The 24,833-nt window shown below is 54.7% G+C and carries 16 protein-coding genes and 1 tRNA gene; 7 read left to right on the forward strand and 10 right to left on the reverse strand.

The annotated features are described in order from the left end of the window. The first annotated feature begins 6 nt into the window (after nt 1-6). Genes HQ37_RS06485 through HQ37_RS06500 form a run of 4 tightly spaced genes read left to right on the forward strand, consistent with a single transcriptional unit; the run spans nt 7 to nt 4,731 of the window. Nucleotides 7-2,070 carry a M3 family metallopeptidase gene (locus HQ37_RS06485; RefSeq protein WP_036881622.1) on the forward strand — a complete coding sequence of 688 codons (2,064 nt, stop codon included), beginning with the start codon at nt 7-9 and terminating at the stop codon, nt 2,068-2,070. Nucleotides 2,071-2,129: 59 nt separating this feature from the next. After that, nucleotides 2,130-2,669 (forward strand): DUF4199 domain-containing protein, encoded by a 540-nt coding sequence (locus HQ37_RS06490; RefSeq protein ID WP_036881624.1) that lies wholly within the window; start codon nt 2,130-2,132, stop codon nt 2,667-2,669. An 18-nt stretch (nt 2,670-2,687) separates the two neighbouring features. Continuing rightward, the gene (locus HQ37_RS06495; RefSeq protein WP_036881625.1) at nt 2,688-3,641 is read left to right on the forward strand and encodes a glycosyltransferase family 2 protein; all 954 of its coding nucleotides are present in this window, start codon (nt 2,688-2,690) and stop codon (nt 3,639-3,641) included. 22 nt (nt 3,642-3,663) lie between these two features. Then, nucleotides 3,664-4,731 (forward strand): FAD:protein FMN transferase, encoded by a 1,068-nt coding sequence (locus HQ37_RS06500; RefSeq protein ID WP_052080829.1) that lies wholly within the window; start codon nt 3,664-3,666, stop codon nt 4,729-4,731. Between the two features lie 512 nt (nt 4,732-5,243). On the opposite strand, the gene HQ37_RS06505 is transcribed toward HQ37_RS06500, so the two are convergent. From HQ37_RS06505 to HQ37_RS06530, 6 genes are all read right to left on the reverse strand, one after another. Then, nucleotides 5,244-5,561 (reverse strand): DUF2149 domain-containing protein, encoded by a 318-nt coding sequence (locus HQ37_RS06505; protein WP_036881626.1) that lies wholly within the window; start codon nt 5,559-5,561, stop codon nt 5,244-5,246. Between the two features lie 108 nt (nt 5,562-5,669). After that, on the reverse strand, nt 5,670-6,269 hold the full coding sequence (locus tag HQ37_RS06510) for a MotA/TolQ/ExbB proton channel family protein (RefSeq protein WP_036881627.1): 600 nt from the start codon (nt 6,267-6,269) through the stop codon (nt 5,670-5,672). A gap of 18 nt (nt 6,270-6,287) precedes the next feature. Further along, complete coding sequence (locus HQ37_RS06515) at nt 6,288-7,025, reverse strand: hypothetical protein (protein WP_152566810.1); 738 nt, start codon at nt 7,023-7,025, stop codon at nt 6,288-6,290. 99 nt (nt 7,026-7,124) lie between these two features. After that, the gene (locus tag HQ37_RS06520; protein ID WP_036881630.1) at nt 7,125-11,447 is read right to left on the reverse strand and encodes a cobaltochelatase subunit CobN; all 4,323 of its coding nucleotides are present in this window, start codon (nt 11,445-11,447) and stop codon (nt 7,125-7,127) included. Between the two features lie 39 nt (nt 11,448-11,486). Further along, a complete protein-coding gene (locus tag HQ37_RS06525) occupies nt 11,487-13,679 on the reverse strand; it encodes a TonB-dependent receptor (RefSeq protein WP_036881632.1) in 2,193 nt (730 codons plus the stop codon). Nucleotides 13,680-13,710: 31 nt separating this feature from the next. Further along, on the reverse strand, nt 13,711-14,367 hold the full coding sequence (locus HQ37_RS06530; protein ID WP_036881635.1) for an HmuY family protein: 657 nt from the start codon (nt 14,365-14,367) through the stop codon (nt 13,711-13,713). A 487-nt stretch (nt 14,368-14,854) separates the two neighbouring features. Between HQ37_RS06530 and HQ37_RS06535 the strand changes: the two genes are divergently transcribed. Further along, nucleotides 14,855-17,128: a GH92 family glycosyl hydrolase gene (locus tag HQ37_RS06535; protein WP_036881742.1), complete on the forward strand. Its 2,274-nt coding sequence runs from the start codon at nt 14,855-14,857 to the stop codon at nt 17,126-17,128. A 120-nt stretch (nt 17,129-17,248) separates the two neighbouring features. Then, nucleotides 17,249-18,889, forward strand: a complete 1,641-nt coding sequence (locus HQ37_RS06540) for a glycogen/starch synthase (RefSeq protein ID WP_036881637.1) — start codon at nt 17,249-17,251, stop codon at nt 18,887-18,889. A 316-nt stretch (nt 18,890-19,205) separates the two neighbouring features. Here HQ37_RS06540 and HQ37_RS06545 read toward each other — a convergent pair whose 3' ends face one another. From HQ37_RS06545 to proS, 4 genes are all read right to left on the reverse strand, one after another. Beyond that, nucleotides 19,206-19,715 (reverse strand): isochorismatase family protein, encoded by a 510-nt coding sequence (locus HQ37_RS06545; RefSeq protein WP_036881639.1) that lies wholly within the window; start codon nt 19,713-19,715, stop codon nt 19,206-19,208. 85 nt (nt 19,716-19,800) lie between these two features. After that, entirely contained in the window at nt 19,801-20,994 is a 1,194-nt protein-coding gene (locus HQ37_RS06550) for a saccharopine dehydrogenase family protein (RefSeq protein WP_036881641.1), read from the reverse strand. A gap of 514 nt (nt 20,995-21,508) precedes the next feature. Continuing rightward, nucleotides 21,509-21,582 (reverse strand) — tRNA-His (locus HQ37_RS06555). 267 nt (nt 21,583-21,849) lie between these two features. Beyond that, the gene (gene proS, locus HQ37_RS06560) at nt 21,850-23,328 is read right to left on the reverse strand and encodes a proline--tRNA ligase (RefSeq protein WP_036881643.1); all 1,479 of its coding nucleotides are present in this window, start codon (nt 23,326-23,328) and stop codon (nt 21,850-21,852) included. A 236-nt stretch (nt 23,329-23,564) separates the two neighbouring features. Between proS and HQ37_RS06565 the strand changes: the two genes are divergently transcribed. After that, nucleotides 23,565-24,812, forward strand: coding sequence for a hypothetical protein (locus HQ37_RS06565; RefSeq protein WP_152566811.1), 1,248 nt, complete (start codon nt 23,565-23,567; stop codon nt 24,810-24,812). Nucleotides 24,813-24,833 lie beyond the last annotated feature (21 nt).

The following is a 24,833-nucleotide window of genomic DNA, read 5'->3' on the forward strand; positions in this document are numbered from 1 at the left end:
AACAAAATGAATCAGACTAATCCTATACTGCTACCCTACGATACCCCACACGGGGCTTACCCCTTCGACCGAATAGATATCGAGCACTACCGTGAGGCCTTTGCAGAGGCTCTCAAGATCAAACGTGCCGAGGTTGATGCGATCATCAACAATCCCGAGCCGCCAACCTTCGACAATACCATCCTCGCCCTCGAGCGGTGTGGCGATGCGATGGAGCGGGTCTCAGGCATCTTCTTCAACCTGCTGCATGCCCATGCCAATGACGAACTGATGCAGATCTCCGAGGAGATCATCCCTCAGATGTCCGAGCTATCGACGTATATTATTCTCAACGAAGCCCTTTTCGAGCGGATACACTCTGTCTATCAAGAGAGAGAAAGCCTCGGTCTCGATGAGGAGGAGCAGAGACTGCTACAGAATTGCTACGAAGGCTTCGCCGAGAGCGGTGCTACACTGCCCGAGGTGCAGAAGCAACGCCTGCGAGAGCTCAGCCAAGAGCTCAGCCGCAGTGGTCTGCTCTTCGGACAGAATACCCTTAAGGATCAGAAGCGTTATCGCCTCTACCTCAGCGACGAGAGTGAGGTCAAGGGGATGCCCGAGTCATCTCTACTCATGGCTCGAGAGGCTGCTGAGAGGGAGGGACATCCAACGGGTTGGCTCTTTGACCTTTCTGCCCCTAGCTACTTCCCCTTCATGCAGCATTGCCCTGTGGGTGAGCGCAGACGAGAGATGTACCTGGCTAAGATGGCCATCGGAGCTGCAGGGGATGAGTACGACAACCGAGAGCATATTCGTTCACTTGTCAATGGTCGCCTAGAGGAGGCTCAGCTACTGGGCTATGAAACCTTTGCCCATCTAGCCCTACACAAGCGTATGGCCAAGCATCCGAGTGCGGTGTATGAACTCCTGGATAAGCTCCTCGATGCCTACAAGCCCGTCGCAGAGCGAGAGATCGAGCAGGTGCGGAGGTTTGCCCTCGAGCGAGGTGTCGAGACAGAGCTACAGAGCTGGGACTGGAGCTACTGGGCCGAGCAATACAAGCAGGCCTATTACGAACTGGACGATGAACTGTTGCGCCCCTACTTCGAGCTCTCTCGAGTGATCGAGGCTGTCCTAGGCCTTGCTACCCAGCTCTACGGCCTAGGCTTCGAGGAGAGAGGGGATATACCCGTGTATCATCCTGATGTCAAGGTCTTCGAGGTCAAGGATGAGGATGGCTCTTATCTAGGCCTCCTGTACACAGACTTCTTCCCCCGAGAGGGCAAGCAGAGTGGGGCTTGGATGAATAACCTACAGGAGCAATATCACCTGGAGAGTGGTGAGGATCATCGCCCGCATATTGTCCTGGTGATGAACTTCACCCCACCGACGGCAGAGAGGCCTTCGCTGCTGACTGTTGGCGAGGTGCACACCTTCCTGCACGAGTTCGGTCATGCCCTGCATGGGCTTTTGTCTCAGTGTCGCTTCTCCTCGCTCAGCGGTACGGGTGTAGCCCGAGACTTCGTTGAGCTCCCCAGTCAGATCATGGAGAACTGGCTCTCGGAGCCCGAGTGGCTAACCAGCTTCGCTCGGCATTATCAGAGCGGTGAAGCGATCCCGAGCGAATATATTGATCGGATGCAGCGAGCCCGCCACTTCCTCGTTGGCTATGCTGCCTGCCGTCAGCTGAGCTTTGGTTACCTGGATATGGCTTGGCATACGCTCAGAGAGCCCCTGGGTGAGGCGTTAGATGTCCGAGCCTTCGAGGATGAAGCCTGGCACAAGGCCCTCGTACTGCCTCCAGCCTCCGAAGGGGCTATCATGAGCACCTCCTTCGGGCACATCTTCTCTGGGGGCTACAGTGCTGGTTACTATGGCTACAAGTGGGCGGAGGTGCTGGACGCAGATGCCTTCTCCCTCTTCAAGCAGCATGGGATCTTCAGCCGAGAGGTCGCCCAACGCTTTCGCCGAGAGATCCTCTCTCAGGGGGATAAGCGGGAGGCTATGGATCTCTACGAGAGCTTCCGAGGGGCTAAGCCCTCGATCGATGCGCTGCTGCGCCGAGACGGGATCTTGCCCCTAGAGGCCTAAGCCTCTAAGGTTCTTATCATACTTTCACTTCATTCTATTTCTCAATGCAACACGCTCCTATGCAACAGCCTCAGAGCCCAACCCTACTCTATGCCTCTCGTGCAGGCATAGTCTTTGGGCTTTACTTTGCCATCAAGTATCTGGCCTTGATGTATATGATTCCTCATCCAGGTCTCTCCCTAGCCTTTTTGCTCGGGACACTCTTCGTGCCCTTCTTGGCCTATCGCCTGACGAAGAGCTATCGAGAGATAATAGCTCCTGTGGGGGACTTCAGCTTCCGAGACGGATGGGTCTTTGGGGTCTTGATCTACCTCTTCGCCTCGATCGTCGTGCTGATCCCCCACTACATCTTCTACACCCGCCTCTTGCCTGAGCAATTCCCCATACTGGCGGAGAAGCTCTCCGAGATCTACGCACAACTGCCCGAGATCTATCAGCAGCATCAGCTCCTACTCGGAGGTGAACCCCTGGAGATCATGACCGAGCAGATGCAGCAGCTCCCTGTGGGACGAATGCTCGTGGCCGATGTACTCAACAACGTCTTCCTCGGCTCGCTCCTGAGCCTCATCAACGCAGCCCTGCTCAGACGCAAGGCCTAACCCCTCTACAGCAACATCATGGATATATCCGTTGTCATACCCCTGTACAATGAGGCAGAGTCTCTGCCCGAGCTCGAGGCCTGGATCCGTCGGGTCATGGACGAGCATGGCTTCAGCTATGAGATCCTCTTCGTCGATGATGGCAGCACAGATGGCTCTTGGCAGATCATCCGAGGACTACAGAAGAGTAATCCGCATATCCGAGCGGTGAAGTTTCGCCGCAACTATGGCAAGTCGCCTGGGCTGCACTGTGCCTTCGAACGGGCTCGAGGAGAGGTCGTCATCACAATGGATGCAGACCTACAGGACAGCCCGGAGGAGATTCCCGAGCTCTACCGCATGATCAAGCAGGAGGGGTACGATTTGGTCAGTGGTTGGAAGCAAAAGCGGTATGACCCTATACTCACGAAGAACCTCCCCTCGAAGCTCTTCAATGCTACGGCTCGTCGCCTCTCGGGCATCGACAACCTGCATGACTTCAACTGTGGTCTCAAGGCCTATCGCTGCGAAGTGGTCAAAAACATCGAGATCTACAATGATATGCACCGCTATATCCCGTACATGGCCAAGAATGCAGGCTTTCATCGTATCGGGGAGAAGGTCGTGCAGCACCAGGCCCGCAAGTATGGGCAGTCCAAGTTCGGCCTCAACCGCTTCGTTAATGGTTACCTCGATCTGATCACGCTGTGGTTTACGTCCAAGTTTGGGCGCAAGCCCATGCACTTCTTCGGTCTAGCGGGTAGCTTGATGTTCGTGGTAGGCTTCATCGCTCTAGCCATTATCCTGCTGAATAAGTTCCTGCATCTCTACCACGGTACTCCTGCACCACTGGTAACCGATCGGCCTTACTTCTTCATTGCTCTAACGGCGATGATCATCGGGACACAGCTCTTTCTAACAGGCTTTGCGGCCGAATTGATTAGTCGCCAGGCAAGCGACCGCAACGAATACAAGATCGAAGAAGAAATATAACCCCACTTCCCCTATCGCTCCTATGGCATTCTCTACTGGCAAACGACCCAAGTGGCTCGTCTCCCTCTCTCGCCTTATCGCTGTCCTTCTAGTCGTGTGTTGTGCCTATTGGGGCATCAAGATCTATAGGCAGTCGCAGCAGCATCATGGGCAGTTCTCTCATCTCTCGGGAGAGATCTTCCACACCTATTACTCGATCAAGTATGACCGCACGGCGAACTACCAGGCGGCGATCGACTCGGTCTTCTCTACCTTCAGCCATTCGCTGAACCCCTTCGACAGCACAAGCCTCATCGCCTATATCAACCGCCATGAGGCTGGGCCTGCGGACTCGATGCTGCTGCGTGTCTGGGCGGCCTCTCGCCGCATCGCCGAGGCCTCGGGCGGTTCGTACGATGTAACCTGCTCACCACTGATCAATGCCTGGGGCTTCGGCTTCTCCGACTCGGATACGATCTCGGCCAAGGTCTTGGATAGCCTGCGCAGCTTCGTCGGTTACAATCGAGTGCGGGCGACGAGGGACTCGCTCATCAAAGAAGATCCTCGGATGAAGATCGACTTCTCCTCCATCTCCAAGGGCTACTGCTCAGACCTCGTGGGCGAATACCTCCATGCTCAGGGAGCCGAGCACTATATGGTCGATCTAGGGGGTGAGGTGGCCTTCCGAGGGCTCAACCCCCAGGGGAAGCCCTGGCGCATAGGGGTCAGCAAGCCCATAGACGACCCCACTGGCCTCATGCAGGAGCTGGAGCTTATCATCAGCCTCGATATGCCCCAGGGTGGGCTTGCGACCTCGGGAAACTATCGCAACTACAAGATGATCGAGGGGAAGAAGTATGCCCACACGATCAACCCCCTGACGGGCTACCCCATACAGACCGATGTGCTCAGTGCGACCATCATAGCTCCCAGCTGCATGATGGCTGATGGGCTGGCGACGGCCTGTATGACCAAGACCTCTCAGGAGATCCCGGCCTTCCTCGCCCAGTTTGAGGGGGTGGAGTACATGCTCATCCTTGGGGGGGAGGGACAGAGCTACCGTAGCATCATGAGCCCAGGCTTCTCTAGGCTCGTCGTCCCAAAGGAATAGCCTCTACCCATACTCCGCACCATAAGCCCGCCCCTCGAACTGCTCCTAGGAGTCTCGAGGGACGGGCTTGTTCTTTCTCGTCCTAAGGGATCGGGGGAGGTAGCGAGCCTCTTACAGAGCCCCTCGGTACGTCTCTAGCAGGCTCTCCGACGAGGTACTGATCGGGCCTCGGCGGAGGTCTCGGTAGGTTCGCAGATGAGACCCAAGTAGGATCGCACGTGAGACTCAAATAGGAACTCGAGTGAAGTCCTACTTATACCTCCATCGAGCTCCTATCTGAGTCTCGAGTGAGGTGTCAGATAGGCTCTGAGGAGAGGCGACCATAGGCCCTCTGCCGCACGCTCGGTAGGGCCTCGGTCGAGTGCCTCCCCAAGTCGTACTCCAGCCCCTATGACGCAAAGAGGGCGGAGGCCGTGAGGCACTCATTGCTGAGCCCACACTGGCCTCCGTCCTCACGGACATTCACTAGTCCCCTAGCTGCTCGAGCGAGCTGCTAGGTCGAGGGGGATAGCTTAGTTCTCGGGGACGTAGATGATCTCGCCATTGTCCAGCTCGTAGGCGATACCGACACGTCGTCCTTTGCTCCGGTTCGACGAGCTGGGCTCTTCCTTGGGGATAAACTTCTTGATCTCTCGACCTTCTTTGGTGATAATCTCCATATTATCCTTGCCCGGATTCTTGACGATAGTGAAGTCCTCCTTACCAAATATCTCTGTCATATTCATGTGCATAACCATGGCCACCATGAGCGAAACGGCGAAGACCATCGCCACATCGAACATATTGACAATAACCGATAATGGATCTTCATCGTCCTGCCCGAGGAGCATCCCCCTGCGTCTCGTATGCCGCTGGGGATTGCTCCTTCGTTGGGCTTCCGGGCGATTCTCAGATGTGATATGATTGTCTTGCTTCATAATATTGCGAGGTTTGGCGGATTAGTTCGCCCGACGTTGCTGCATGACACGGGCGATGTAGAGCAGATTGTTCGTATCCTTGGCGTACCAACGCTGCTTATATTGCAGGGTAATCAATCCTACAGCACTGATCACGAGCCCCACAACCGTGGTTGCGAAAACAACCTGCATATTGTAAGCCATACCCCCAATATCGCCCGTCGAAAGGCCTACGAGGGCTGGGCTCATGGCAATCAAAGTCCCTACAAGACCAAGTACAGGCCCCATCTTGGCCAAGAGACGGCTTAGTGTCAGGTCTTTGGTCGCATGAAGCTCAAAGTTTGTGATCGTATATTCGGCAAAGTCCTCATCAGCCCCATGCTCGAGGATCTGACGCATATAGGGCATCACAAGCGTATTGTCTCGCTTGGGCAGAAGCTCACACAGCTCTTCCAACTCGTGCTCTCGCAAACGATCTATGATAGGCTGGAGCTTGACCATATTGCGACGATTGGCGGTGAATTGGGCATAGAACGAACCTGCTAGCATGATCGAACGAACAAAGAGAGCGATCAGCAGGATGATGTCTGGGATCAGCAAACTATTGGCAATGCCAAAAAGAAGTTGGGATATAAAGTCCATAGAAAGTATTAGGGATGATTAGCGATGACCTCGGGCCGAACGATACTTCCTCCTCAACTCAAGAAAGAATCCTGCTCCGAAGAAAATCAAAAAGACAATTAGGGCCAAAAGATATAGGATAAAGGGTGCACGGCTCGAGGCCATCGGTGCAAAGAGAATCTCTTCGCTCGTGGTCGACAGCAGTGCAGAGATACAGAGCAGGATCGAAAGCGAAAGAACTAGCTCCTCTCGCATACTGCGCAGCGGCAGAGCCCAGCGCATCAGCAGAGCCACCAGGGGAAAGAAGAGCAACGACCCCACCGCAACAAGTAGTGCCGAAAGCTCGAAGGCAACTCCAGGCAAAGCATAGATCACTTGCGTCTCTATGAAGAAGAGCGTCGGCAACACGAGCAGCGATATATAGTACTTCTGCAACCACCATAGTGGGGTCATCAGACGTAGCTTGATCGAAGCCCAGCGTCCCTCATGCCTTAGCTCCTCTGGATTCTTCGAAACGCTCCACTGTCTGAAGGCAAAGGCCAATACAAGGGCACACTCGATCGTTACCCAAATGGCCACATACTGCCGAGCCTTGAGCGAGGCTAGATAGCTCGCCACTTCGTTGCGGCTGCTATCAATAGCCCAGGGCATCACGAGCCAGGCGAAGAGACCTAGCAATGCCCCATAGATCAGCGTTCGCCACGAGCCAATGAGGCTCAGCTTGGCCGATACGGCTAGGAGGCAGAGCAACATGACGATGTAGACTAGCGTTGTCATTGGACTAATAGGGTTCGGGAGCACGAGCAGTAGAGCCCCTCCACCACCGAGGCGATGGGCCGAGGGATCAAGGGGCTCTATATGCTCTAGGGTGCTAGGTTAGTCTTCGATATTCTGATTACGCTTGCGCAGCAGGAGTATCCCACCGATGAGCAGAACCAAGATCCCTGCTCCGAGGGCGAGATACCAGCCCTTGGACTCTTGCTCATCGCTTTGGTGGCTCTGAGCCGTGGCCTGCTGGGTCTTCTTGTCTTGCTCCAGGACGACACTCTTCTGATCACTCTGTTTGCGCTGCTCGAGTGGAGCCTTCATCTGCTGTTGGTACTGCTTCGCTGCCTCGGGCTTGAGTCGCTGAGCGATGAAGTCTCTCAGAGCAGCATTGGAGGCCGCAAAGCCTGCTCCCGAAGGGCCATGGCGCTGCACGATCTGGCTGTGCAGCTCAGAGAGCCGCTGCACCTGCTCGCTCGAGGCTGCCCACATGCCCTTGCGTGCAGTCTCGAGCATAACGCCCGTGATCTGCTCGAGGGCAGCAGGATTGTTCTTCTCGAAGAACTCCTTCGTCCCCAGGCCTTGCTTATCCTCGATCCATGTGTCGTAGATATTGTCCCAGAGCTCGTCGTCGATAACCTCGGGCTTCGATACTTCCCAGCCGTAGGTGTTCTCGATGATCTCAGCGATGCCTCCAGCACGAGAGTTGCCCCCCTTGAGGGCCTCGCGAACATAGTAGGGGTTGAGGATCGTACTGCGACTCTCGATCCCGATAGCCTCCTTCAGATCCTGCATCTTGACATGATTGCGGTTGCGATAGTCGGCGAAGAGAGCCTCAGGTTCCTTGCCCGTTACCTGCGTGATCGTGAGGTTGAGCCCACCCATGAACTCGAAGACGTGGTCGAGACTCAGTGCTCCCCAGCTATTACTCTGTCTGGGCTGGATGATCACATCCGTCCTCTCGACAGCGGCACGGAAGAGCCCCTTGGCCACCGCCCCCCAGTTCTCTGTAGAGGCATAGGCTGCTCCCATGTTGTTCAGGTAGACCTCAGCGATCTCGGCACGGTCGTCCCACTTGTCTCCAGCCTTGATCATCGCTTGAATGCCTGTGCCGTACATCCCGTTGATGCCCCCGAAGACACGTACGCCAGCCCACTCTCTAGCCTCGCGGGGCGAGAGACCAGCCTCGACGAGACGCTTCTCAATATTCACGTTGCCCTCGTGGACGAAGTTGGTGTGGTATTCCTCCGTCCCTGCTGCAGCCGCTAGAGAGACAGCCTTGGAGATGAGGTTGAGGCGAGAGGCTGCCAGGTCTCGGAACTGCCCCGAGGTCTGCACCAGCACGTCTACACGAGGACGGCCGAGCTTAGCCGAGGGGATGAGGCGTACATCGCTCACTCGTCCCATGACATCTCGGACGGGCTCGACCCCAAGCATATACAGTACCTGGGCGATCGTAGCCCCGCCGGTCTCGATAAATTCGCTACTCCAAAAGGTGTAGCTGACCTTCTTGGGGTACTCCCCATGTTTCTTGACATAGGCCTCCAGGGTGCTCTCGGCGAGCTTCTTCCCCTTCTCCCAGGCCAGCTCGGTGGGCGTTACCTCAGCGTTGATGCTGTAGAGGTTACGCCCCGTAGGGATAGCCGAGGGATTGGCCACAGGGTCTCCGCCCGAGGTGGGGGCGATGTAGCCTCCATTGAGGCCTCGGATGACAGAGGAGAGCTCAGCCTCGGGGCTATGCTCTAGGCCTGTTTGGTAGCGGCGAACGTTCATTAGCGTTCGGGTGAGTTCCATGATGGCCTCGGCATGGGCCTTCTTCTCGGGAGTAATCCCTCCCTGAGCCGACAGAGCCCCTGGATGTCCACCCATTGCCTGAGCCATTCCCTTGGGCATGCCTCCGGGGTGTCCCTTGGACTTGCCCATCTCTTTAGGCATGCCGCCAGGGTGTCCTCCCATCGCCTTAGGCATCTCCTTGGGCATCCCAGCAGGGTGTCCCATGGCCTTGGCAGAGCCATCGGCAGAGAGCTCCATGCTCTTGCGGGCCTGCATGGCCTCCATCATAGCGGCCATGCCCGTGAGACGAGGGCGGGTCAACTCAACCGCCTGGCGCAGCTCATCCATCGTGATCCCTGCATACGAGCAGACGAAGGCCGAGTCTATCTGTCGCCCATCGAGGATCTCCCCGACAAGACGCTTAGCAGGGGCGAGGTAGTGGTCTGTTAAGTAGGTCTGACGAGCATAGTTCTCCTCCGAGAGCTTGCCCCGCATACGATCGAGGGCCGCACGGCTATAGCCTATCGGATCACTAGCCATGGCCAAGACAGTCGAGCGGATCTTATCCTTGGCGAAGGGGATACCCGTGATGTAGAGGGCTGTGCTGATCTTCTCGCTGGCGATCTCTTCGGCGAAGTTGTCCAGACGTAACATATCCTCCTGGCTGTAGGGCTCACTCAGCACGCTGTCTAGGCGCAGCTCTCGGTGCAGGCCCATGCGCACAGCCTCTCGCTTGACGTCGAGGGCGAACTTGCGCTTGATGTCGTCTCGGTCTGCCTTCTCGTAGGAGATCATATCTCGGCGTAGACGGTCGAAGCTCGAGCGCATGCGGCTCTCTTCATACGGAGGGTTGAGGTAACTGAGAGTCGTGGCATAAGAGCGTCGCTTGGCCATCATGGACTCCCCGACGTTGGCGATGGTGTAGTAGTAGAAGTGAGGAGTAGTACCTACTAGAGCATCAGGCCAGTCGCTACTAGAGAGGGCCACTTGCTTCTGAGGGGTGAACTCGAGGCTGCCATGCGTACCGAAGTGCATCATAGCATCGGCCTTGAAGGCCTCCTTAGCCCAAAGATAAGCTGCGACATAGGGGTGTGGAGGGGGAGACTTCGCTCCGTGTACAATGGCGAAGGAGTCGCCTCCGACGCCCGACATAGGTTGGGGCAGGAGGACAACATTGCCTAAGTTAACGGTGGCGATGCTGATGAAAGGGACTCCGTCCTTGACCCCACTCATGTATTGCCCTGGTGCTGCACCATGGACCTCGGTAAGCTCGGCATACTTCTCGGGTGTCAGTCGTCTCTTGAGCCAGGTGTCATACTCTGCGGCATCGACCTGGAGGGTAGAGGCCTGCTGCATGAATTCCTGGATCGCCCCCTCTGTGAAGTCGCTAAGCACTGGGCCGTGCTTCATAATCAAGGCCATGAGAGCCTCGGGACTAGAGGGCAGATCGAGCGTGTAGCCCTCGTCCTTGAGCCGCTTGAGGACGTTGTAGAGTGAGGGAACAGTCTCCAATCCCTGAGCCAATAGGCCACTCTGTCCAGGGCCCTTGAAGTAATAGATGGCTAGACGCTTGTCCTTGTTGGCCTTGCGCTGTAGGGCTACGGTATTGGCTACAATATCGGAGAAGCGGTTCAGACGCTCAGGGATGGCGATGGTCTCGACGATGCCGTCAGCGTTCTCTCGTTGGGCATTGACGACATAGGGATAGATCGCTCCATCGAGCTCAGGCATGACGAGGCTTTGAGACATGAAGCCCCCCGACATTCCCATAACATCCTGCTGCCAACGTTGCTCTGTGGTCATCATCGTGAGGGGGATGAAGAGAGGGGCATTGTATCTCTTGAGGGCCTCAATGACTTCATCGCCTGAGCCTCCCGATATCCGTCCATGGGGGAGGTAAATGATCGCTTGGGGCTGTACGGCATCGAGGAAGCCCAGTCGCCCACGGCCCGAGAGGATGGGGTAGACGTTGAAGCCTCGAGTATGGAAGGCCATGATCATGCTGTCGAGGTTGGCCTTATTACCACTATAGGGGTCGTTGATAGCCCCTGTGATGGCCACGCTAGGGCCTCCCTCGTGGTAATGGCCGATCTGCTTGAGATAGGCGTCGAAACTAGGCTTATCCTTGATGGCGACATCCTCGTCTATGTGGTAGAATACCTCCGAGGCTAGAGGAACGACCTCGAGAGGCTCGGGGGCAAAGAAGCTCTTCTTGTCAATGTACTTGCGGATGTAGTTGGCTAGAGAGACATAATTCTTCCGGTTACCGTTGTTGAAGTACGAGAGCAGGGTCTCCCCTGTGATGCTGTCTAGGTTGTTGATGCTGTTGGCGGGGTTCGTTACCCGTACGACCTTGAGCGGATGCCCCGCATCGGCATAGCGTTGGATGGCAGCTCGATGCTCCTCGTCGATTTTGAGGCCCATGCCGGAGATGAGGACGAAGTCGTAGGTCTTCGACCCGTCGAACTCCGTAGCCGAGAGGACATGGTAGGCGACATGGGTGTTCTCGTTGGATTTGACGATGGCCGAGCTCTGCACAGCCGGGAAGTTCACCAGTGCCACCTGAGTGGTCGAGCCCTCCTTGCTCCACCACCACCAGAGGGCAGCTCCGATGAGGACAAGCGAGCTTAGGACTAAGAGAATGCGGTTAGGTTTCTTCATAGGATTTACCGTTGTTAGTGATTGTTGTATGCCTTTTGTTTACAGTCTAAAAGAGAGTTTAGCAGCGAAAACACGCCCTGGGGTTAGAGAGGCGTTCTGCACACCGATGTTATTGGCCTTGTAGTTGAGCAGATTGTCCGCACTCACCGAGAGAGTGATACGATGGTCGTAGGACAGACTGGCCGTGGTGCGCAGCATCGGATAGCCCTCGAAATAGCGAGGATGTACGGAGAGTTCTTTGGTCTTACTATCCTGATTGATGAGGTTGATAGTCTGCCCTGAGAGGTACTGACCGATGAGGGAGGCTGAGACACTCCACTTAGGATGCCACGACTTGTAGGCATCGAGCTTGAGGAGTAGGTTGTGTGGGCGTACTCGGCTGATATTGACCTGCTGCCCGTTGATCTTCTGATAGAGGGGGTTGTAGGAGAAGGTATAAGATGCCGAGAGATTGATCCCATTGTAAATGCGCCAAGAGGCTTGGGCATCAAGGACAGTCATGTGCGAATAGCCATCGATGTTGATGTGCTGTTGATTGCCCTTGCTGTCGGCTCTCATGACGATGCGATCGTGGAAGAGCGTATGCGTCGCTCCAGTCGAGAGGCTGAGCCCTCCTCTAGACCACTCGGCATTGACGAGGAGCTGGTTGGCTGTCTCAGGTTTGAGGTTGGGGTTGCCGAAAATCTCGAAGCTCCCCTGATGACTCCACCTGAAGTATAGCTCCATGAGCGAAGGGAACTTGAAGGCTCGAGCGTAGCCTCCCCTTAGAACCCAGTTTCGGTGCTTGTAAGAGAGGGTTGCCTTGGGAGAGAAATGCAAGATCTTGTTGGGGTGGTAGTCTGCACGGGCTCCATAAAGTAGGCGCAGGCGAGGACTGATGTGCCAAAGGTGCTGGGCGAAGAGGACACCATAGTGGATCCCCTTCTTCTCCTTTGCCTCTCCGATCTGGTCTGAGAGCATCGACTCGAAATGCCCCTCGAGCCCGACGCTGAGGTTACTCCCCCCCTCAAGCTGTAGGTCGTGCTGCAAACGCATCGTCTGTACGAGGTTGCGGTGTAGGGTATCGACCTCATTGGCCTTGACATATTCTCTCCTGCGCCAGGAGAGGTCTGCATTGTAAAGGAAGTTTAAGCTTGAGTGAGGGCTCAGCTTCCAAGCTGCTCTCAGTCCGTTGGTGAGATAGTCATAGACATCATGCTGGTATTCGTTGCGGTATTGTCTACGATTGGAGTGATTGAGATCCCAGCGTAGAGAGATATTTTCGGTAGGGTTGAAGCGCAGGCTATTGCCCAGGCGCAGGACGTCGTTCTGAAGGACATTCATCGAGCTCGAACCGTCTCGAGAGCTGAGCAGATAGCCAGCTTCCCGGTCGTAGGAGCCGTAGGTAGAGTTGTTGAATCGCCCCAACTTAAAGCCTGCTTGTAGGTTGCTTGTCCATCCGCCCAACTGACTATAGCCAGCCGATCCATTTAGAGAGAGAGGTTGATTGTACTGTCTAGTAACTAGGTTGACCACTCCTGCGATGGCATTCGAGCCATAGAGTGCAGAGCCAGCTCCCTTGACAACCTCTACACGCTCGATGTTGTCTGGGCTAAGGCGAGAGAGGTCTATACTCCCATTCTTCAGGCCTGCGACCTCCTCTCCATCGATGAGGAAGGCAATGTAATCGGCCTTGTAACCCTGCATGGTAATGTGAGTAATGCCACCATGCTGGCTGAGCTCGATCCCAGGGATGGAATAGATGAGGATGTCTCGAGTTGATGTGGGGGCAATGCGTTCGATCTTGGTTCGATTGATTACCTGAACAGGTACGGGGACGTCCTTGTGATGGCGTAGAGCTCTAGTCGAGGTTACAACATATTCTTCGAGGTCATTGGATCGTTCCTTGAGCATCAAATCACCCAAATCATGGTCTTTGTTTCTCTGAGAGAGTTTTGTCCTGTACGGCTCATAGGTTAGATGGCTAATGCGTAGTGAGAGGCTCTCTGTCCCCTTGCTCCTAAGACGAAGGATAAGGCGAAAGTACCCCTGGGCATCGGTTTGCCCTCGTACTACGATGCGCTTCCCCTCGAGCAGCTCAACGATGGCATCTCTGACTGGCTGCTGGTTGTGTTGGCTGATCACCCGTCCTCGAATACAGCTCTCACCCTCCCTCGACTGAGCGAGAGAAGGTGAGCTGTAGACAAGAGATATGAGTAGGACAATCAAGCCAAGGCTGTGTCTAGCACTCATATGTATAATCTATCGTGAAGGCTTGTAGTTCTTAGAGTTCTTGGTATTGGAAGGAGAGGGTTGCTCCACGCTTACCCTTGGCGTTGGTAGAGCCTGTCATGCGAAGTTTGTAGTAGGTCTTACCATCAGCTGCTCTGAAGACAAAGATGTTCTTCCTAACTGGATACATGGCAGCAGCACCCTCCATCATTTTCTTCATATCTATGTCAAAGAGTTGATAAGTATTAGGCTTACCCACATAGACGAACTTCTGCTTCTCCATCTTAGGAGCCTGCCCTTCAGGCAGCCCCATACCGCTCTCGACCTTGAGCATAGCCTCGACGTTGGTCTTGAACTCCAAACCTGCTGTCTTGATCTCAGCATTGAAGTCCGTGCTCCCCGTCATTACTACCCCTGCCTTGCCAGGATAGCCGAGGGCGGCATTGACGCGGATATTAGCACGATTGAAGGCTACGTCCCACTCTGTGCTTGTCTCTGGCTTGGCGACCTCTACGACCTTACCTGTGGCAAAAGAGAAGTAAGTCCACTTGTCGTACGCCGTAGCATCGATATACTCGGCCTTCTTGATCTCAGTAGGTTTCTTCGGCTGGGGGTCGGGGTTGTTTTTGTTGTTTTTGTCGCAGGAGGTGGTCATTAGAGTCAGACCTGCCAAGAGGGCGGCGCAGAGCACCTTCGAAAACTTGTTCATAACAGTGTTTAATAAATTTGGTTTGTTTATGAATAATGTTTGTTGGTTTCGACATTGCAAAAGTAGGCCTGTACCTAGCCCTAGAAAATACTCCTTAGTAGGTATTTTCCCCTCCTGTCTCCTCATTATGAGGTATAAGCGCAGAGAATGATGCCTTCGAGGACACTGTCAACTTTTTTCAGTACACGACACTCGATCGAGCTCCTACTTGGGTCTCGATAGCGATCCTATTTGAGTCTCTATTGCGATCCTACTTAGACCTCGATTGCGATCCTATCTTAGACCTCGGTGGAGGTTCCACTTATACTTCGATTGAGGCTCTATCGAGATCTCGGTCAAGGAGAGAAGAGGACTGTCGCTCAGAGCCTTCCTGCACTCAAAGACCATGATAAAGAAGTAGATAAGCCAGTTTTGTATATCTTTGCCCAGCGAAAACTTAGGGGGCTTCCCCCCTCATGGATAATCTAAACAAAGACTAATGAGCAAGATGACTACAAACAAGGGCCTGCTGCTGGGCAGCATCCTTGCCCTAGGGCTCGTGGCTTGCAGCCCTAGCGATCGTGGCCAGAGGGCCGAGGATCTGCTCGCCTTCGTCGATCCCTTCATCGGGACGGGAGGCCACGGGCATACCTTCCCAGGGGCTACACGTCCTGGAGCAATGGTACAGTTCAGCCCCGACACCCACCTCCTGGGTTGGGAGGCCAGCAGTGGTTACCACGAGAGCGATAGCGTGATCCATGCTTTTAGCCTCACACACCTTAGTGGTACAGGCATTGGCGACCTGGGGGATGTAGCCCTCTTGCCCTTCTCTGGGGCTTATGAGCAGAAGCCGATTGCCTCCTTCGACAAGGCTCAGGAGGTGGCCTCCCCTGGCTACTATGCCGTGAGGCTGGAGAACTTCGGCATCCAGACCGAACTCACCTCTACCGAGCGTGTCGGTCTGATGCGCACCCGCTACGACAACCCCTCGGATCGTAAGCTCCTGCTCGATCTCTCCCACATCTTACAACCCAACTGGGGGCACAAGGTAACGGGTAACGAAGTCGATATCATCAGCCCCTCGGTCATCCGAGGCACTTACCATACCAAGGGGTGGGCCGATCAGCACCGCATGAGCTATGCCCTGCATCTAGATCGTGCCGCCGACTCGATCGTCCTCGAGTGTGGGGGCGTACGTCAGCGAGTAGAGCGATTTCCCCTACATCTGGCCGATGACGAGGTGATCCGTCTCTACATTCATCTACCTGAAGGCGAAGACCTATGCCTTACGAAGGTTGGCCTCTCGCACGTTAGCCCCGAGCAAGCGGAGAAGAACCTCCAGGCCGAATTGCCCGACTGGGACTTCGACGCCGTGCACGAGCAGAGCCGAGCGCAGTGGCGTGAGGTCCTCGAGCGCATCCGCATCCGCACCTCGGATCAGGATGTCCTGCACAACTTCTACACAGCGATGTACCATGCCCACATCGCTCCCTACAACTATCAGGATGTGGACGGACAGTTCAGGGGGATGGACAAGCAGGTGCACACCAACGCCAACCCAGCCGATGGCCACTACACGGTCTTCTCCCTCTGGGATACCTATCGTGCCCTGCATCCCCTGCTCACGATCATTGACCCCGACAAGGCTCTGCGCTACGGACGCAGCCTCGTGTCCGATTACCAAGAGGGCAGCATCCTGCCTCGCTGGCCTTTGGCGGCGAACTATACGGGTTGCATGCCAGCCTATCACTCGGTGAGCGTCTTGGCAGACCTCGTGGCCAAGGGATTGGCTTCGGACGAGGATCTCAAGCTCTGGACAGAGGCCTGCCTCAGGAGCTCCGTTTACCGAGCCGACCTCGCAGAGCGATTTGCCGGCACGAGGGAGCTAGACCTCATCACCCGACACCCTCACTACAAGGAGACCTTGGGCTTCGTGCCGGCCGACTCGATCCCCGAGAGCGTCTCCTGGGGTGTAGAGATGGCCTACGATGACTGGTGTGTCGCCCGCATTGCTGAGGCAGCAGGCCTCGATTCGGTGGCTAAAGCCTATGATCAGCGCGGTCTCTACTATCGTCGCTACTGGGATCCTGAGTATCGCCTCATGCGTCCAGTCATGGCAGACGGCAGCTTTCGTACACCCTTCAACCCTCGTTACTCTGCCCATATGAAGAGCGACTATACCGAGGGGAATGCTTATCAATGGAGCTTCTACGCTCCGCACGATATGCCTGGCTTCATCCAGCTCATGGGGGGGCGAGAGGTGCTCGAGGCTAACCTCGATACCCTCTTCACTACCTCCTCACGCATCGATGGCCAGGAGCAGTCAGGCGACATCACGGGCCTCATCGGACAGTATGCGCACGGCAACGAACCCAGCCACCATATCGCATACCTCTACAACCACACCTCCTCGCCACACAAAGGGCAAGCTCTATTGGACTCGATCCTCTATACCTTCTACAAGCCTGTGCCCGATGGCATCATAGGCAACGAAGACTGCGGACAGATGTCGGCCTGGTACATCCTCAGTTCGCTCGGCTTCTATCAGGTTTGTCCTGGACTGGCCGAGTACTCGATCGGCCGCCCCATCATCGACGAGGCCGAGATTAAAGTCAAGGGTGGGACGTTCCGCATACTAGTCAAGGGCAACAGCCGAACGAATAAGTACGTTCGCTCGGCACGCATCAATGGGCGAGACATCAGCCGAGACTTGACCTTCTCCCACGAAGATCTCAAGCCTTCGGGCACGCTCGAGATCGAGATGGGCCCAAGCCCCCAATAATTCCTTCTAGTGCAGAGAGCTCGGGCTTCGGGAGAGCTTCCCCGAGCCTGAGCCTTCTGCGCCTCTTATTCTCCCACCTTAAAGATTATAGAGGTGGTAATATTATCCTAACCCAACAACATGATACTAGAAACAAGCTGGGAAGTATGTAATAAGATGGGCGGTATCTATACCGTCCTGAGCTCTCGCGCTCGAGTGATGATGGAGCGTCATGCAGGAGAGGTAGTCTTCGTTGGTCCGCTCCTCGCTGCTGAGGGCGAGCCCTATCCGCTGGACTTCGAACCCTGTGTCCCCGAGCAGCTGCTTCCCTGGGTCGAACGAGGGCAGAGGGACTTCCCCCTGCGCACTGTGGTCGGACGCTGGCGTATCCCTGGAGAGCCAGCCGTAGTGCTCGTGGACTTCTCTCCCCTGTGGCAGGAACGTGATGCTCTATACTTCGAGATGTGGAGTCAGTATGGTCTTCAGGGAGACAAAGGCTATGGAGACTACGATGAGTGTTGCCTCTTCGCCGTAGCGGCTGCCCGTACGATGGGTAGCATCGAAGCCTTCACACATCGAGACGGAGATCGCTCGATCTTGATCTTCAATGAGTGGCAGACAGCCATGGGCTTGCTCTATAACCGCATCTATGCCCCCCAGTTGGCTTCGATGTTCATTACCCATGCGACGACGGTCGGCCGCTCTATCGCAGGCAACGGCAAGGAGCTCTATGAGTATATGCCGCATTATAACGGCGATCAAATGGCGGCAGAACTCAATGTCGAGGCGAAGCACGCCGTAGAGAAGAGGGCCGCTCACGAGGCCTCAGTCTTTGCCACCGTGAGCAAGCTAACGGCTCGCGAGTGTAGCCAGCTCATCGAGCGCACCCCGATCGTGCTGCCGAATGGCTTCGAGGCAGACTTCGTCCCCCAAGGGCGGGCCTTCGGTGCGGCACGCAAGAGAGCTCGCAAGCGTCTCGCAGAGGTTGCCCGTGCTTTGACGGGTAGAGAGATCGAGGAGGATGCCCTCTTTGTCTCGCTAGGTGGACGATATGAGTACCGCAACAAAGGCATTGACCTCTTCGTCGAGTCCATTGCTCGTCTGAGGGAGCGGCATCGAGAGGGGCGCAGCGTTGTGGCCTTCCTCCTCGTCCCCGCTTGGGTGGCTGAGCCTCGGGCCGATCTAGCCTACCTTCTCAAACATCCTAAGGAGCTCACCCACGAGCCAATGCAGCACCCTACGCTGACGCATTGGCTGCACAACCTCGAGAGCGATGCTACGCAGAGCCATCTGAGACACCTAGGTCTCGATCGGGCGAGGGCAGACGAGGCTGTGCACTTCGTCTTCGTCCCCTGCTACCTCGATGGGCACGATGGGATTATGAATATGAGCTACTATGACCTGCTCATCGGGATGGATATGACCGTCTATCCGAGCTACTATGAGCCTTGGGGTTATACTCCACTGGAGAGCATTGCCTTTGGAGTACCTACGATCACAACGGGCTTTGCGGGCTTTGGCCTGTGGGCAGAGGAGGAGCTCGAGGGCGACTCAGCTTTTGAGCGAGAGAGGCTACCCGTGTGCCTCATCCGTCGTACTGACCACAATCGGGACGAGGCCATCGAGGCTATTGTCTCGCAGCTCGAACGTCTAGTCTCTGGAGAGCTGCCCGAGACTGCGAAGATGCGCCGCTTAGCCCAGGACTTAGCCTCTCGGGCAGCGTGGAAGCACTTCTATCGCTACTATGAGGATGCCTATCGTAGTATCACGGATCACTTCTAGAGCGAGGGTCTCGATCGAGTCGAAGCAAATGCGAAAGGAGCTCTCCTGCCCGAGGCAGGAGAGCTCCTTCGTTATATAAAGCCACGAGTAGATAAAGTGAAAACTCCGAGAAACAAGATTTGAGTGCCTAACTCCCTTTGTAATCCACTGAGCTAAGCTCTCCCGAGGGAGTGTGGCCCGCCATTAGGAGGTCGGCTGAACTCGGAATTGAGATATAAACGATGAGTTTCCCTATCGATCTCGTGGCTTATAGAAGCCTTTTGTCTGAAGCAAAGATAAGGACTTCGGCCCAAAGCTCCAAACTTTTTGACGAGTATTATCTCTCGGGACGCTGGATGTAGGCGATAGCCTCCTCGAGCAGCTCGATCCGCTCGGCCGGGATCTCTCGCCTAAGGTCTTCGACACTGGCAGCTACACAATAGTCTCCAGCAATGCCTGCGACATAGATATGTTCAGCCTCGAGCAGTATCGAGGGAATAACCTTCTCGAAGGCACTGTAGCTGTCTCGCTCCTGCGTCGTCGCCTTCTCGATCATTAGGACAGGCCGCCCCTCCCTGCGCTGGGCCTCTACAGCCTCGAAGACCGCAGGGTGGATCGCTGCACCGACACTATAGCGGACGCAGTGAGGTGGCCATGGCCCTCCCTCGTGGGCGAAGCTGCAGTGGTTAGCTGGGTGCTGATCCATGGTTAGGACGATGGCCTCATAGTCAGAGGCATGACCCTTGATCCAATCTGCGAGGAACTGCATGGCTTCCTCTGCTTTGGGTACGGCTAGTGAACCGGATATGAAGTCGATCTGAGGATCGACGATAAGTAATACGTTCATACGTCGCGTGTGGATAAGTGATATTCGGTATAATACAACAGAGACCACCCCGAGAGGGTAGTCTCTGTCTTAGTCGATAGGATTGTCAAAGCTCGAGGTCGAGGTCGAACTGCTCCTGCCAGGGCAAGCCCTGTGTCATGAGCTGCTGCATGAATGGATCGGGATCGAACTCCTCGACGTTGTACACCCCAGGCTTGCGCCAAAGGCCCTTCATGAACATGATGGCACCAATTGTGGCAGGTACACCCGTTGTGTAGCTGACTCCCTGGGCGCCAGTCTCCTGGTATGCAGCCTGGTGGCTACAGTTATTCCAAACGTAGTAGGTACGCTCCGTGCCGTCCTTGATGCCTCGGATGCGGCAGCCGATCGACGTCTCTCCAGTGTAATTCTCGCCGAGGTCGCCTGGGTTGGGCAGTACGGCTTTGAGGAACTGGATGGGGACGATCTCGACGCCGTTGTACATGATGGGGTCGATGCGTGTCATCCCAATATTCTGCATCACGCGCAGGTGGGTCAGATACTCTTGCCCGAAGGTCATCCAAAATCGTGCTCGCTTGATCGTGGGGAAGTTTTTCACCAAAGACTCGAGCTCTTCGTGGTAGAGGAGGTAGGACTCACGCTGCCCGATATTAGGGTAGGTGAGTGGGAGGTGGATCTCCTGAGGTTCGGTCTCGATCCATGCGCCATCCTGCCAATACTTTCCCTTCTGCGTGATCTCTCTGATGTTGATCTCGGGGTTGAAGTTTGTGGCGAAGGCCTTGTGATGGTCTCCGCCGTTGCAGTCTACGATGTCGAGGTAGTGAATCTCGTCGAAGTGGTGCTTGGCTGCGTAGGCAGTGAAGACTCCCGTTACTCCAGGGTCGAAGCCGCAGCCTAGGATAGCCGTTAGTCCAGCTTCTTTGAAACGCTCCTGATAGGCCCACTGCCAGCTGTACTCGAACTTAGCCTCGTCAAGGGGTTCGTAGTTGGCAGTATCGAGATAATTGACTCCTGCCTCTAAGCAGGCGTCCATAATGTGCAAGTCCTGATAAGGGAGGGCAACGTTGATCACCAGCTCGGGGCGAAACTCTCGCATCAAAGCTACGAGTTCGGGTACATTATCTGCATCGACGGCAGCTGTTTGGATCTTTACGTTTTTGATTTCGGACGCGATCTTGTCGCACTTGCTTTTGGTGCGGCTAGCAAGCATGATGTCAGTGAAGATATCACTATTCTGAGCGACCTTCTTGGCCACTACAGTCCCTACGCCACCAGCACCGATGATAAGCACTCTTCCCATAGGCTCTATTTCTTTTGATTGCTATTAAATTATAAACCTTTTCGTTCTGTCTCTACGATTTACTTTGCAAAGATAACAAGAATAATGTACTGCTCGAGGATGCACCCCTTGATGCCGCATAATATTCAGATATATAGTTTGTTGGTGTCTTTTTTGAGGGCTTGTCCGTAGTCCCGTCGATCTGGAGGGGTAGGGAGGTATTGATCAATGTCTCTAGAGAGACCTTATAATTGCTTGATATATACATGCTCATGCGAGGATGCTTGCCTCTCTTTAGAGGTTTAGATAGGATCGAGGATGAGACATAGATAGGAGCTCGAGTGAAGTCCTACTTATGCCTCGATCGAGGTCTAAGTAGGATCGCAATAGAGGTATAAGTGGATGCTCAACGTAGCACTCACATGGAGCGCACTCGAAGCCCTAGTAGACCTGCGCCGATCGGTTAGAGGGAGATGCTTCGGATACAAAAAGCAGTAAGGGAAGTCTCTAGTAGAAACTTCCCTTACTAAGGCTGGGTGGATGATGGGGCTCGAACCCACGACCTTCGGAACCACAATCCGACGCTCTAACCAACTGAGCTACAACCACCATGTGAACAGGAGTGCAAGTGCTCTCGCTCTCTTTCGAGTGCAAAGGTAATATATCTTTCGAAATTGACAAATACTTGCCAAATCTTTTGTCTCTCGAGGCTAGGCCCTCATCCCTCCGTCCTCTCCGTTCCCATGGTGGGGTAGGCGAGGCCTTTCCCCTCCAGCCTTCCTCGGAGATACAAGAGGCTGCGCCCGAGGGTCGATACGCTCAACCCTCCGGCGCAGCCTCTCTCTCTCTCGATGCCTAGCGGTCTAGTCTCTAGGTCTAGTAAGCTCGGGCGAAGATCACGCGCTGAGCACTGGGCTTGCCCGTTACCATGCACTGCCCAGGGGTCTTGTCCCCCTCGAGAGGGATGCAGCGGATCGTGGCCTTGGTCTCGGCCTTGATGCGCTCCTCGGTCTCGCTCGTCCCGTCCCAGTGTGCCAAGATGAAGCCCCCAAGCTCGATCTTCTCCTTAAACTCTTCATAGCTATCTACCATGATCGTATGGCTCTCACGATATTCGAGGGCCTTGCGATAGATATTGCTCTGGATCTCCTCCAGTAGATCGGCTACATAGGCATCGATCCCCTCGAGGCTGACAGTCTCCTTGGTGAGCGTGTCTCGGCGAGCAACCTCGATCGTTCCCTGCTCGAGATCCCTTGCTCCGAGGGCCAGGCGTACGGGTACGCCCTTGAGTTCGTATTCGGCGAACTTCCATCCTGGCTTCTTGTTGTCCGAATCATCATACTTGACACTGATGCCCCGTGCCTTCAATGCGGTTACGATGTTAGCTACTCGCTCAGACACCCTGGCTAGCTGCTCCTCGCCCTTGTAGATGGGGACGATGACCACCTGGTAGGGGGCTAGCTTGGGAGGCAGTACGAGCCCGTTATCGTCTGAGTGAGACATGATGAGCGCACCCATGAGGCGTGTAGAGACACCCCAGGATGTGGCCCATACATACTCCTGTGCACCTTCCTTGGTAGCGAAAGTTACGTCGAACGCTTTGGCAAAGTTCTGTCCCAGGAAGTGTGAAGTACCACTCTGTAGGGCCTTGCCATCCTGCATCAAGGCTTCGATCGTGTAGGTGTCTACTGCTCCAGCGAAGCGTTCGTTCGCACTCTTGACCCCAGTAACGACGGGTACAGCCATGAACTCTTTGGCAAAGCGTTCGTAAACGTGTAGCATACGTACAGCCTCTTGCTCGGCTTCCTCTCGGGTAGCGTGAGCTGTGTGCCCCTCCTGCCAAAGAAACTCTGCCGTGCGCAAGAAGAGGCGTGTGCGCATCTCCCAGCGTACTACATTCGCCCACTGATTGCAGAGGATCGGTAGGTCTCGATAGGACTGTATCCAGTTTTTATATGTATTCCAAATGATCGTCTCGGAAGTAGGGCGGACGATCAGCTCCTCCTCTAGGCGTGCCTCTGGATCGACGACGACACCTCCCTCGGGGTTAGTCTTGAGGCGATAATGAGTTACTACGGCACACTCCTTGGCGAAGCCCTCCACATGGTCAGCCTCACGGCTGAGGAAGCTCTTGGGAATGAAAAGCGGGAAGTAAGCATTCACATGCCCTGTCTCCTTGAACATATCGTCCAGCACTCGCTGCATCTTCTCCCATATAGCATAGCCATAGGGCTTAATTACCATACAACCTCGTACAGCCGAGCTCTCTGCCAGATCGGCCTTGATTACCAAGTCCTGATACCACTGAGAGTAATCTACGCTGCGAGAGGTTAGTTCCTTCAGTTCTTTAGCCATCTAAAAATATATGTTATTTGTATTGTTTCGACTTGAATGCAAAGTGCTGGCAAAGTTAATAAAAACGTCCATGCCGTCTAAGCAAACTGCTTGATCCATGCGCATTCTACCGTCCGTTGAGGGGGTGGTGATTGTGAAAAAATGCTCAAGAACTAGTTTATATTAAAATTATTTAATAACTTTGTATCCGAAAAAGGAGGTAATTAAACCTCTTCTTATCAATGATGACAATGTATATGAAGCAATTATTTACAATGGGGTTAGCCCTGGCCGTTCTCTTCAGTAGCTGTGGCAAGAATGATCCCATCCCTACCCCCCACCCCCCTAAGCCCACTCCTGAACAGCCACAGACCAAAAAGCCTGGTGAGGAGAAGAAACCCGAAGACCCCAAGACTCCGCAGAAGCCTGAGGAGCCTAAGAAGCCCGATACGCCTCAGCCCAAGAAACCAAAGCAACCTGAGGCTCCTAAGCAGACACCTCGTCCTCAGGATGTCGATATGGGTTTGCGTTCGATAGCTAAGTGGTCTGTCTCTGAGGCCAAATACCTCAAGGACTTTAACTTCGAGGCTCTCTATGTTGATAACAAAGCCGAAGAACTCAATATCCAAGCCTTCAAGGATCTTATCTCCATCGAGGTTGTTGGCTTTGACGGATCTACCTATACTTTCACCGAAGAGGATCTGAAGCATGTAACGATACAGGATGTTAAGTTTACAGGGTCGGACTTTACGAGTGGTCGTATTACCTTCCGTACAGTTTACAAGGGAGTACGCAGTCAGATCGAGACTTCTCTTCCCTTCGATCACAAGGCTTTCTATAGGAATAAGATCTCAACGAACCTTGCCAAGACAGGCAAGCGTTACCTCAGAGGGTCGGCCGAGTATCTGTCGGTTTTCTACAACAGCCTGTTGAACTATGACACGGATCGCTACCGTATCATTCTCAAGTCAAGCCTCGGCGTCTCTGTTAATGAGTCAAGCAATAGCATCACTTGCCACCTCTCTGTGGAGCACATTGGCACTGACAAGCCTTTGGCTACGATCCTCTACGAGATCGAAGGCTTCAAGACCCTCTCAGCGCTCAAGAGCGAGCTACAGATTGCCAGTACCCACGAGCTTATGACCAATATGAAGGATAGGTTCAAGAGATATTCTCGTAATCCACAGTTGTTCTCGAAATCGGTTGAGAGCACGGTGAAGCAATGGATCAAGCTTGCCGACCTCTCCATCGATAGAGGGGATAGTGGTGTGCAGACTCTGTCTTGGGAAGAAGTCTCTGCTCAGGGTCGTGGGATCTTTGATGTCCTCAAGGCAGGAGGCGAATACTACAACTTGGATGCTAGCTTTGAGTCCCCCCAGTTCATAGTAAAGAATGTTCGGTGGGATGACACAGATCTTCTCATCACGGTAGAACTACAGGCGATAGGCGAAGTCGCAGGTCTCGGCATTGAGAAGACGATTCGAGTGCCCAAGGTGAAGGCTTAGCCCCCTCGCCCCCTCTCTCGA

Source organism: Porphyromonas sp. COT-239 OH1446 (assembly GCF_000768875.1).
GTDB lineage: Bacteria > Bacteroidota > Bacteroidia > Bacteroidales > Porphyromonadaceae > Porphyromonas.